We start from the raw sequence: 11,927 nt of genomic DNA on the forward strand, positions 1-11,927 counted from the left end.
AACTACACATTTTTTAAATAGCTTCGCAAAATTAAAAACTACTATAATAAATACGCTTACCCAATCATAGATAAGCGTATTTATTCTGAATGACAGAACAGTTTAGAACTTCCAAAACGATAAGTAATCACATACCTTTCGACAACAACTGCGCCGTACTGTGCTCATAACTTCAATAGCGTTTGGAATAATCAAAACGGTCTTAATTGCTAGTAACAGTACAAGTATCCGGATATAGATTCACAGTAAAAAAGTAACATCCGTTGCATCTCTGTCTATAATAGCTGTACTTTTATGCGGTGTTTGCCTGCCTCAAGCGCCATAGATTGCTTTTCTTTAGCATTACTAGGAGGAAAAAAGGTCGCTGTTGCATTGGCCGGAACTGTTACATCATAAGTAACAATATTCTTATTCTTTTTCCATTTAGATACAATATCACCATACGGCGAAGCATGTGTAATCTCGGAATGATCCAATGTTTTCGGAAATATGGGCTTCAGCAGAATATGTTTAAATCCAGGTTGCTCAGGATCTGGTAAAATCCCACCCAAAGATTTAAAAAACCATCCCCCTATTTCCCCAAACATCATATGGTTATCCGATATATCTCGCTTAGCATCAAGATCCCAATTCTCCAGTAACGTAGTAGCTCCGTTAACGACCCACCATCCCCAAGATGGATAAGAATCTTGAACAGCTACTTTATAAGCGGACTCCTCATAACCATTGTTTTTGAGCGCATTCAACAATGCCTTTGCTCCCAAAACACCAACATCTAGATGAAAACCGGATTCCTCAACTTTTTTATTCAGATTAAAAGCGACCTTTGTTTTCACATCTTCAGGAACAACATCCCAGTGCAGGGCCATGCTCAATTCAGTCTGCGTTCCACTTCCATAAATTCCTGTAGAAATATTCAGAAACTTTTCATTGATCGCCTTTTTGATTTTCTTACTTAAGCGATCATATTTCTCATAGTCATCCTGTTTTCCAAACATTTTCGCGGCAGCACTTAGAATTGTCGCATCCACATAGAAATAGATGGACGATGTCAATTCTAAATTTGAGGTAGACTTAACAGGTACCCAGTCTCCACGCCCAAAAGTAGTCAATGCTTCCGGACTGATACGGTCCACATAATCGACATAATTCTTAATATTCTGGTAGGAATCTTCCAAAAGCCTGTTATCGCCATAAAACATATATACCTGCCATGGAATAATTGCGATTGTACTGGTCCAGTCCAGCCCGTTTGCATCACCATATCCCCAGCCACCTGTTGGAATAATATCTGGTAAAACACCATTGGGCTGTTGTTCATCACGGTGATCGGCAATCCATTTTTCATAGACAGTAATTCCATCAAAATTATAAAATGCTGTTTCGATTGCCAGATGGCCATCACCTGTCCAGCCATTTTTTTCCCTTTGCGGACAATCCGTAGGATACCCCATCAGATTGGATAAATACGCATTATTAGTAACCTTCCAAAGATCATTGACCAACTTTGACGACGTCTTAACCTCACCCTTTGCAGCCACATCACTATGGACAAAATAAGATGTAATATTCAGATCTTTTAAGTCCAATGGTTCACTACTGGACACCTCTACATAACGGAACCCCTTATAGTTAAACTTTGGCATGAACTCATCCTGCTTTTTGCCACTCAGTATTAAAATATCCGTTTGAAAAGGATCAGTCTCTTTGTCACCTCTAAAATAAACATCAATATTAGACTGATCCAGACGCCCATCTTGATGTAATCGTTCCCCGTGTTTAATCTTTAATACCGTTCCTGCTGTCCCACTTGCCTTCACTTTAGTGATGCCTGACATATTCTGCCCCAGGTCAAAAACGTAGGTTTTATCATCTATTCTTTTAACGCTTTTGGGCGTAAAAGTATTTACCATACGGATTGGAACCGTCTGTTGCGCCACAATCAAATCAGCAGGCGCACTGCGATACCGCACACCATTCCATTTTGAATCATCAAAATCCGCTTCATCCCATCCTTTCTGCTCCAATCTCGCATCATAATGTTCACCGGTGTAGATGCTATTGAATATAATCGGTCCTGAAGAAGTTTTCCAATCGCGCTCTGATGAGATTGTCTCTTCCGTCCCATCGGTATATACAATACGTAAATCCATGCAAAATGTAGGACGGTTGCGCCACGGCGCATTGTTGAAATCCCAAACAGCAAGTGACTGATGGTTGTACCAACCATTTCCAAGTATCACTCCGATTGCATTATTTCCACTTTTAATCTGCGCAGTCACATCATGAACAACATATAACAGCCTTTTATCAAAGCGCGTGTACATAGGATCGAGGATGTTCTTTCCAACTTTCGCTCCGTTTAATGAAAGCTCATAAAGACCCGCTGCCGCTATATAGGCCCGAGCATACTTAACCGTTTTATTCATTGTAAACTTTTTACGAAAATATGGTGCGGGTTTATCATTTTCATTCGCATGATCACTAATCCATGCACCTTTCCAGTTGTACCTTGCCATCATGCCCGTTTCAAAAGAAGCAACGTCCGAACTACTTGGTCTTCCATCCTTATCCCATACCGTAACTTTCCAGAAATATCGTGTCAGTGCATGAAGATCTTTACCCGCATAACGGACAAGAATATTGTCTTTCATCAGTTTGCCAGTATCCCAGATATTTCCTTTATTATTGACGATTGACAATGAGTCAGTTCCCACTATAACTTGATAGGCCATTTGCTTAGCCCCCTGCCGATCGTCTTTCAGCATCCAGGTAAATCTGGGTTGCTCCACATCAATACCCAATGGATTGACCAGATGCTCACATTGAAGTGCGATAGGTTCAAAGTCAGCTCCCTTTTTCTGACCATAAAGATTGCAGGAAGCACATAAGCCCACCAGCAATAGTATATTTTTCATTCTTGATTTATTGTTATTCATCTTTTCAATATGCGTATAACTCGTATGCATCATTGGCTTAGGTTTATCAATTTTTCAGATTAGCTATAGAAACGCGCATTCCAAGACATCAACCTCAAAAAGATTATGCTAGCAAATTATAATTAGACGTAGATAAAACGGGTTCCAAATAGTATGCAAACAGACCAAATATAACTATTATTGGTACAATAACTGTCCTGTACCAACCTGCTCTTGCCCGTTAACAATACAAAAAGTTTATTTTTATAACTTGTAAGATAAAAAAACAAAATCTATAGATGATCAATTATTACTAACTTGAATTCAACAATATCTACAAAAAGTAACGCATCGTTGATCGTAACATCTTCAATATATTAAAATAACGCCACACCTATATCACTTTTAATAAAACGCACCTACCACCCAATACTGAAATAACTTTAAATACTTGATCGCATTATAATTATTCCATTGTGCTTCAGACGATCCATCGTTATAAACTATTTTTAAATTTAAATCATAATCATAATATATTTTTAGGCTAACCACAGCATTATAGTCAATGCTATTTCCCTCCCTTATTTGCGTAAATAAGCTTATCAGTTTGTGATTCTCATAAGATGCATCATCCTGTATAATTCGATCAATATTTCGAGAAGTTTCAGAACTGGAATCAGATCCATAAGTGCCCCTCAAGAAAAAATTAAGTATTTCAACTCCTTCATCAAGCTTTGTGCTCGCTATCGTTTTCTCCTGCTGATCATATGCTAGCATAAACAATAAACTGAATAAAATAATCAATGCATGATTAGCGATTTTTCCAAGAGTAGAGTCAATAAATTGAATAATCATTTTTAATTTATATTTTTCATGAATCTCAATGCCAACTATTCTACCAAAAACATATTTTACTCATTAACAGGTTATTAATAAATAGCAAGAATAACAGGTTAACCATAATCGGACACTACCTGTTCACAATCGAACAATCTAATCAATGACCCATATTCATACTATGAAAATTCCCTTACATTATCACCTCTTTTTAAAAGAGTATTTATGAGAGTATATCTTCTGCCGTTTTGCACAAAAGTCTACTTCTGCAATCGCCATAATCAATTAAAATGCAACAAAATTTGAAATTAACCTTGAAATATATTACCTTTAGTATGAAACCAAAAGCGGGTTTAGGGCTGTACTTAAAGGCTTTATCACGCATAATTATAAATCATTAATTACAAACAATGGATAATTTAAAAAATTATAAGTTCGGTGTATTCTATTATAACCCTTCAGACCCTCGTCTATTAGTACCTAAAACACGCTCGAGTATACACGGATACACCTTGAATTTTGCAAAACCCATCAGTTCTGTCATATTGGGCATATTCATCTTCCCTGCTGTAGCACTTCTTTACTTAATTTTCAGAAGCTAAAACATTTTCAAATGTTATTAAGACCATAATCACATGCGATTATGGTCATATACTTTTATGATTCAACAACTGATATCCTACGTTACACTCATTCTTTTATTATTTTCTATAGATTTTTTGATTTTCATTCGAACCAAGAAATTATTAATCTGGAAATCAAACAGAAAGGTTGCGAACGGGGTATGGTGGTCAACTTGCTTGGTAGCATATTTATGTATATTTCTGAGCTTCTTTTTTCAATGGAGTAATTATGTAACAGCATGGCTAACATTTATTCCAATTACTTTTACACTAGGCAAATTAATGGCTGTACCACTTATAGCTTTCGACCTATTGTTATCGATTTTAAAAAAAAATAAGTTATTGCTTATAAAAACCAATACATCAATAAATAAAAATCTCCCTTTAATAAGTAGATCCGATTTTTTGATCAAATCGGGAATCTTCATTGGAGGAACTACCATGATGCCACTGATTTATGGATTTAAGTCTAATCTGTACAATTATCAAGTAAAAAACATCGATCTTGTTTTACCAAATCTGCCAACTTCTTTAGATGGAATCAAAATTGCACAGATCTCCGATATTCATGCCGGTAGTTTTTTTAATAAAAAAGCAGTAGAAAATGGGGTAAATTTAATACTCGCAGAAAAACCAGATCTCATATTTTTTACAGGAGATCTGGTAAATGATTTTGCTCATGAAATGAATGACTATCTCTCCATATTTAGTAAATTAAAAGCTCCGCTAGGAACGTTCTCCATTTTGGGTAACCACGATTATGGAGACTATCATTTCAATAGATTCCATTTTTTTGAAAAGAATAAGATGACTAAACAACAAAATTTGGTCGCAATTAAGGAAATACATAAAACATTAGAATGGCAATTATTACTAAACGAGTCGAAAACTATATTGGTCAATAAAGAGGAGATCGTTATAATTGGAGTCGAAAATTGGGGAGCAAACAATGCGCTTAATTACGGTGACTTAGCAAAAGCGATGATGAATGTTAAAGATAGTACTGCCATTAAGTTGCTGTTATCACATGATCCATCCCACTGGAAAGCGGAGGTTGTTCCCAATTTCCCCAATATTGATGTTACTTTTAGTGGACATACACATGGCGGGCAATATGGTATTGACATCCCTGGTTACCATTGGAGCCCGATTCAATATAAATATAAAGAATGGTCAGGTCTATATCGTGAAAAACAGCAACAGCTTTATGTCAATGCTGGATTTGGCTATCTAGATTATCCCAGCCGCGTTGGCATATTACCGGAAATTACTATTTTTCATTTAAAAAGATGAAAAGTGAATGTATTAAAATTAACCTTGATGGCAATACCACATAGACTCATATTCGATGGCCTGTCGATTTCAAAATAGTTTTACAGAATAACGATTACCACAACCGAACGATGTCCCGAAACACAATACAATGTGCACGAAAAACATAATTACAATCTGTAAAAGGCCGGTATATTTGTTTAAAATTTACAGATTTGAAACAATTGACCATATCCATACTATTGATGACGTTCTTATTCCAGACGTTTAGTAAAATAGGTATGCTCGTTGATTACAAATTAAACAGGATCGAATACCTTAAATCCTGTCAGAACATTGATAAACCGCTTCTACACTGCAACGGGCAATGCGTACTCATGAAAAAGCTGAAGAAGCAGGCTGAAAAAGAAGCAAAACAGGCAACCGTTAACTTAGAACAGTTAGCTTCTATTCATCATCTTGACACCTTCGAATTTCCGAAAAATAATCGCATTGCACGACGTATTTCCAAGCACTATCCACAAGATATGAGCTATACTTTCCTTTTTGCAGAAACGATCTTCCACCCACCCCTCTTTTCCATCTAGTTAAAAAAAAAACAAGTGACATCATCTGTCATTTGAGACTTTTCATTTTTCACATTAATTGATACCTATATAGGCTATCCAGTACACGCTATTCATTATTTTGAATAGATACGCTGTATCGTATTCATTTTGAGCAATAGCTATTGCACAGATTAGCCATATACAAAATCATTAGTCATAACACGAAGATAAATGTTATCAAAATATAAACATACACTTCTTGGCTGTGCATCTATTGCGCTGTTCATGGGTGTGGTAGGATGCACATCATCTAACCAAAATAGAGAACTGCCTATTTTAGGAGAGCAAGAAATTATTTCCACTTCAAAAAATGGTATTACACAAATAGATACCCTATACCATCATATACCTGAATTTCGTTTTGTCGATCAAGATAGTAACTGGATCAGCAACGAAGATTTAAAAGGTAAAATATACCTTGCCGATTTCTTTTTCACCCGCTGTCCGACCATTTGTCCGATCATGTCAAAAAACATGCTGGAGGTGGCTAAGCATTTTCAGCATGAACCACGCTTCGCTATTATATCTCATACCATCGATCCCGATCATGATACACCGTCGGTTCTGAAAACTTATGCACAAAAATTGGGTGCACCAGACTTGTGGAAATTTGTTAATGGCCCAAAATCAACAGTATATGACATCGCGGGAGCTGCAGGTTATTTTTCATTCGCAACAGAAAGCCCTGAATCGCCAGGTGGCTTTGACCATAGTGGAGTATTTACACTCGTAGATGGAAAAGGTCATGTGCGAGGTGTATACAGTGGTATTGAAATGGACTCAGTCAAAGTTGCAATACAAGACATTCAGCTATTATTAGACAAACGTTAACCGATTAAAATAACATCAATAAATATGCATATAATAAAACTAAACACACTCATATTTCTGGGACTAACAACTATATACAGCTGTAATAACGCCACAAAACCCAGTCCATCTCAGATAGAAAATCAGAGTGTTACTGATACTTCCGATCTATCTAAGATGATCATGCTAGCAGATACAACCTTTGAAGGACATCAGGTATCACTCTGGACCCCGGATAGTCTGACCAATAAATTTGAAAGCCTATACCTGAAGTTTGAAGATGGAAAAGGAAATCCGGTATCGGATCTAGCAGTGGAATATGAAATTACGATGGATATGGGTATGATGGCACATAGCGGTCCATATTCCCCTCTCGTAAACAAGGGTAAAGGTATCTATCAAGCGGATGTGGTATTTATCATGGCCAACATGAAAGATATGGGCAAAGGCTGGTTATTTAAAACCTTTCTCAAAGGCAAAGATAAAATGGATACACTAACTTTTGCGCTACCTGTCCAACAAACTACTATACCACGAACAATACCTACTGGTACAGCAACAGATGATCGCGTATTTGTATCCTGTTTAATTCCTAACGAGGTCGAGTCAGGTAAGCACAATATCGAATTTGCTTTACACAAAATGGACAAAGAGACCTTCACCAATCTAGATGGATATACCATAGCAGTAGAACCTTTTATGCCCGCTATGAAACATGGCTCTCCAGAGAATAAAGATGCTGAAAGCAAGGGAAATGGCCGTTATTCCGGCTTAGTCAATTTCACGATGTCTGGAGACTGGGTGATCAGAGTTAAGCTTATGAAAAAAGGGAAAACAGTCTCACAAGATAGTTTGGTCTACCCTATCAAAATCAAATAATAAATCACAAAAATTTAACAAAACAAATTATAACATAATAAAATGAAAAACTATTTAAAACAAGAAGTATGCAGCCTCCTCTCTTGCATCTTTTTATTAACAGCTTGTGAAAAAGAAACAGTCGTTCAACCTAACATTGATGCAGCATCAGGTAGTACAACTTTAATATTTGATGCCCGATATGGTGATGCTGACTTCGAATTGAACAAAGCATATGATTATAAATTAACCAATACCACAGGACAATTCGACTTTAAATATGAATTTAATCAACTGCGCTACTGGGTGAGCAACGTTCGTTTAGTCAATGCTTCTGGTGAAGAATTTAAAGTGCCCGAATCCTACTATCTCATCGAGGAAAATGTTGAAATTCCAGTACAGGACGGATCCTTCGGCAAGAAATATCCTGCAAATAAAAGAGAGCAGATTAAAATCGCTGCGATACCCGCCGGTGAATATACTACAGTAAAATTTGCTATCGGAGTTGATTCAAAATATAACGACAATCTGACCTTGCGCGCTGGAGAATTATCCGCTCTCAATGGGATGGCTTTTGAAAGCTGGATGTGGCTCACCAGCTACAAATTCTTTGTCCTAAATGGAAAAATGACCTGGGTAAAAGCGGCTCCAGACGCTCCGGCTTTACAAACATTCTTTTGGGACTTCGCTTCCAATGATCTTTATGCTGAAAAAGAGATCAAGCTAGACAAAGCAATCACGATTAATGCTCAAATGACGACCAGTATCAACCTAGAAATGGATGTTAAAAAAGTGATCGACATTGAAAACCCATGGTCCAACAGGTTAATCAGTGCTTCCCAAAAAGAGCTGATGACACAGCTAAAAAACAACTTGCTGACAAAGGCTATCACTTTAAAAAGCACAACTGCTACCGCAACCACGAAATAAGATGAATAAAAACAAAGGATCACAAGTAGGAGCCATCATTTGCTTTGTAGTGAGTGTATTGATGATATCTTGTCAAAAAGAGCAACAGGGCACCCTAGAATATGACCAAGCTCCTACCCCTTTGTTATTAAAAATTCCGCCACATTTCCCCAGACCAATCGAAATGCCTGATAATCCACTCACAGTCGAAGGAGTACATTTAGGTCGGCAGCTGTTTTATGACCCTTTGTTATCTGCAAATATGCAAGTCAGTTGTGCCAGCTGTCATCATCAAGAACGAGCATTTGCAGATGGAGTGGCTCTTACTGCGGCTGGTGTATCTGGAAAGAATCTGGAGAGACACTCCCCGACTTTAATCAACTTGGCATGGGCAGACCAAGGATTTTTCTGGGACGGTGGAGCCAAAAATCTGGAATCACAAGCCTTTGGACCGCTTACACATGCCGATGAAATGGGAATGTCCTTAGTCACTTTGGCCAACCGTCTGATGGCTAGCGAACTTTACGTCAACTTATTTCAGCAAGCTTTTAATGAAAAACCATCAGCACAGGGTGCCGCAAAAGCATTGGCGCAATTCCAGCGAACCTTGATATCGGCCAGTTCACGTTATGACAGTTATCGAAGTGGACAAGATATGCAGGCGCTCACAGCAAGTGAACAACGTGGCATGCATCTCGTCATACAAAAATGTGGTGGATGCCATCGTGGTGAACTGTTCACAGACAATGCTTTCCATAATAATGGTATTGACGATGACTTTACCGATGACTCGAACGAATGGATACATCGCGGACGTTATCGCATATCTTTTAATCCAGTAGATCTCGGAGCCTTTAAGACACCAACACTGAGAAACGTAACACGCTCTGCCCCATATATGCACGATGGAAGATTTACATCGCTTGATCAGGTGTTGAAACACTACAGATCCGGTATTAAGCATAGCCCGGTCACAGACCGACTTCTTTACGATCAAAATGAAAATCCTGGCATAGCAATGAGCGATGGGGAAATGAACGATATAAAATCCTTCTTGGAGGCACTTACAGATGAGATATTTTTAAATGAAACCAATTTTTCTAATCCGAATAAAAATGAAAACAGAAAAAAATAACATTAACAATAAAATCGTACTTACAGCGATGATATTACTCATCATCGCCCTTATAACTGCCTGCAGTAAAAAAGATGCACCAGCTCCCGATGCCGAAAAGACCGGGCAGTTTTCCATCGAATTTGACAACATTGTAGGTGAAGAAACTTTAGGCTTCGAACCCCGGGTTTATAAAAATGCAAAGGGAGAATCCTTTAGAATTAAATTACTACAATACTTCATCAGCAACATCAAACTCTATAAAGCAGATGGCAGCAGCTATACAGTACCTCAGGATGACAGTTATTTTTTAGTAAATGCAGCAGATCGTACCACACGATTTACGAAAGTAAAAGTACCCGAAGGAAACTATGAAAAAGTCGAATTTATCATTGGAGTGGACAGTTTACGAAATACAATGCCCGTCGAAAAGCGGACTGGTGTATTGTCCTTTAATCCAGAAGAAGGACACGAAGGTGGAGGTATGTACTGGGGATGGAACAGCGGTTATATCTTCTTTAAGATGGAAGGTTACTGCGATTTGATCTCCGACAATCAACAGGGAGATCCCACTGGAAATAAACAGTTCAAATACCATATCGGTGGGTTTGGCGGTTACAATGCCCCTACCTTGAACAATATCAAGACAATTACAGTAGATCTTAAAACTGCGGGCATAGCGCAGGTGAGAGCAGGCTTGCGCAGTAATGTCCACCTGTTTGTCGATATCATGAAAATATTCAATGGCCCCCATACATTCAGCATCGTCGAGCATCCCAATATCATGTTCAGCGAATACAGTGTCAATATTGCCAATAACTTCCCGCATTTTTTCACACATGATCACACTGAAAATTTTGTAAAAAGTGAAGACGAATTATAAAAGATGAAAAAAATATTCGTACTAATTGGAATTTTAGTCCTCGTATGGGCATGCAAGAAAGGTGAAGATGCATTACCGGAACTCTTCACAGGTTTTGTAAAGCCAAATAATTTTCCGGAGCCAGTTTATAATTTTACTAGAAACGCGATCACAAAAGATGGATTCGAACTAGGTAAACGCCTCTTTTTCGAACCGCGCTTATCCCGTAATAATACCATCGCCTGTGGCAGTTGCCACATCCAGTCTGCGGCATTCACCCATCATGGTCATGATGTTAGCCATGGTATTGACGATCGGCTAGGCATACGCAATCCCATGCCTATTATGAACATGGCCTGGCAAAAAGAATTCTTTTGGGACGGAGGCGTATTTGATTTAGATCTTGCAGCAGTAAACGCGATCACAAACCCTGTTGAAATGGATGAAACAGTGCCCAACGTGCTCAAAAAATTAAGAGCACATCCCGATTACCCAACACTGTTTAAAAAAGCATTTGGAACAGATGAAATAACAGATGCACGTTTTTTCAAAGCCCTATCGCAATACATGCTCATGGCTGTAAGCAGCAACGCTAAATACGATCATGTGATGCGCAAAGAACCAGGTTATGCCTTTACCGAACAGGAAGAAAAAGGCTATCTATTCTATCAGAAAAATTGTTCCTCATGCCACAGCGAACCTTTATTCACCGACAGAAGCTACCGTAATAATGGGCTTGCACCCAATAGAGTAAATGACACGGGTCGTGATTCCGTCACGTTAAATGCCGCTGACCGATATAAATTCAAAGTGCCTAGCCTTCGCAACATTTCCTATACCGCCCCTTATATGCACGATGGGCGTTTCCTGACCTTAAACCGGGTCATTGAACATTATCGTACAGGCATGGTCGACTCTCCGACCCTCGATCCTATTTTTAGACAGGCTGACGGCTCACTGGGCATAAAAATGACAGAAGAGCAGAAGGATAATCTTATCGCTTTTCTAAAAACATTGGATGACCGTGATTTTCTCACCAATAAACTACTGGCAGAACCAGAAATAAAATCAGGATTTGTTGTGAATTAGGCAAGTTCCTTCGTCATTTAAACCATA

At 38.2% G+C, this 11,927-nt stretch carries 11 protein-coding genes; 9 read left to right on the forward strand and 2 right to left on the reverse strand.

The window, feature by feature from the left end; all coding sequences use genetic code 11:
• Positions 1-275: 275 nt before the first annotated feature.
• Both EDF66_RS02885 and EDF66_RS02890 read right to left on the reverse strand, forming a co-directional pair.
• Complete coding sequence (locus EDF66_RS02885) at positions 276-2,972, reverse strand: alpha-L-rhamnosidase (protein ID WP_243655976.1); 2,697 nt, start codon at positions 2,970-2,972, stop codon at positions 276-278.
• 351 nt (positions 2,973-3,323) lie between these two features.
• On the reverse strand, positions 3,324-3,773 hold the full coding sequence (locus EDF66_RS02890) for a hypothetical protein (protein WP_132840421.1): 450 nt from the start codon (positions 3,771-3,773) through the stop codon (positions 3,324-3,326).
• 392 nt (positions 3,774-4,165) lie between these two features.
• Between EDF66_RS02890 and EDF66_RS02895 the strand changes: the two genes are divergently transcribed.
• The 9 genes from EDF66_RS02895 to EDF66_RS02935 all read left to right on the forward strand — a co-directional run bounded on the left by EDF66_RS02895 (position 4,166) and on the right by EDF66_RS02935 (position 11,900).
• Complete coding sequence (locus tag EDF66_RS02895; protein ID WP_084825366.1) at positions 4,166-4,357, forward strand: hypothetical protein; 192 nt, start codon at positions 4,166-4,168, stop codon at positions 4,355-4,357.
• Positions 4,358-4,390: 33 nt separating this feature from the next.
• A complete protein-coding gene (locus EDF66_RS02900) occupies positions 4,391-5,671 on the forward strand; it encodes a metallophosphoesterase (RefSeq protein WP_243655977.1) in 1,281 nt (426 codons plus the stop codon).
• Positions 5,672-5,865: 194 nt separating this feature from the next.
• Complete coding sequence (locus EDF66_RS02905; protein WP_132840423.1) at positions 5,866-6,237, forward strand: hypothetical protein; 372 nt, start codon at positions 5,866-5,868, stop codon at positions 6,235-6,237.
• Positions 6,238-6,429: 192 nt separating this feature from the next.
• Positions 6,430-7,089, forward strand: coding sequence for an SCO family protein (locus EDF66_RS02910; protein ID WP_132840425.1), 660 nt, complete (start codon positions 6,430-6,432; stop codon positions 7,087-7,089).
• A 24-nt stretch (positions 7,090-7,113) separates the two neighbouring features.
• Positions 7,114-7,947: a FixH family protein gene (locus EDF66_RS02915; protein ID WP_132840427.1), complete on the forward strand. Its 834-nt coding sequence runs from the start codon at positions 7,114-7,116 to the stop codon at positions 7,945-7,947.
• 42 nt (positions 7,948-7,989) lie between these two features.
• Positions 7,990-8,856, forward strand: coding sequence for an MbnP family protein (locus EDF66_RS02920; protein WP_132840429.1), 867 nt, complete (start codon positions 7,990-7,992; stop codon positions 8,854-8,856).
• Between the two features lies 1 nt (position 8,857).
• The gene (locus EDF66_RS02925) at positions 8,858-9,970 is read left to right on the forward strand and encodes a cytochrome-c peroxidase (protein WP_207898409.1); all 1,113 of its coding nucleotides are present in this window, start codon (positions 8,858-8,860) and stop codon (positions 9,968-9,970) included.
• Positions 9,951-10,832 carry an MbnP family protein gene (locus EDF66_RS02930; RefSeq protein WP_132840431.1) on the forward strand — a complete coding sequence of 294 codons (882 nt, stop codon included), beginning with the start codon at positions 9,951-9,953 and terminating at the stop codon, positions 10,830-10,832. Before EDF66_RS02925 ends, EDF66_RS02930 begins: the two co-directional genes overlap by 20 nt.
• 3 nt (positions 10,833-10,835) lie before the next feature.
• Positions 10,836-11,900: a cytochrome-c peroxidase gene (locus tag EDF66_RS02935; protein WP_132840432.1), complete on the forward strand. Its 1,065-nt coding sequence runs from the start codon at positions 10,836-10,838 to the stop codon at positions 11,898-11,900.
• Positions 11,901-11,927 lie beyond the last annotated feature (27 nt).

Source organism: Sphingobacterium sp. JUb20 (assembly GCF_004342035.1).
GTDB classification, from domain to species: Bacteria; Bacteroidota; Bacteroidia; order Sphingobacteriales; family Sphingobacteriaceae; genus Sphingobacterium; species Sphingobacterium anhuiense.

Bases quoted from the DNA above. Each gene is read 5' to 3' on its own strand.
- EDF66_RS02885 (WP_243655976.1), bottom strand. From the start codon at position 2,972: ATGATGCATACGAGTTATACGCATATTGAAAAGATGAATAACAATAAA.
- EDF66_RS02890 (WP_132840421.1), bottom strand. From the start codon at position 3,773: ATGATTATTCAATTTATTGACTCTACTCTTGGAAAAATCGCTAATCAT.
- EDF66_RS02895 (WP_084825366.1), top strand. From the start codon at position 4,166: ATGGATAATTTAAAAAATTATAAGTTCGGTGTATTCTATTATAACCCT.
- EDF66_RS02900 (WP_243655977.1), top strand. From the start codon at position 4,391: ATGCGATTATGGTCATATACTTTTATGATTCAACAACTGATATCCTAC.
- EDF66_RS02910 (WP_132840425.1), top strand. From the start codon at position 6,430: ATGTTATCAAAATATAAACATACACTTCTTGGCTGTGCATCTATTGCG.
- EDF66_RS02915 (WP_132840427.1), top strand. From the start codon at position 7,114: ATGCATATAATAAAACTAAACACACTCATATTTCTGGGACTAACAACT.
- EDF66_RS02920 (WP_132840429.1), top strand. From the start codon at position 7,990: ATGAAAAACTATTTAAAACAAGAAGTATGCAGCCTCCTCTCTTGCATC.
- EDF66_RS02925 (WP_207898409.1), top strand. From the start codon at position 8,858: ATGAATAAAAACAAAGGATCACAAGTAGGAGCCATCATTTGCTTTGTA.
- EDF66_RS02930 (WP_132840431.1), top strand. From the start codon at position 9,951: ATGAAAACAGAAAAAAATAACATTAACAATAAAATCGTACTTACAGCG.
- EDF66_RS02935 (WP_132840432.1), top strand. From the start codon at position 10,836: ATGAAAAAAATATTCGTACTAATTGGAATTTTAGTCCTCGTATGGGCA.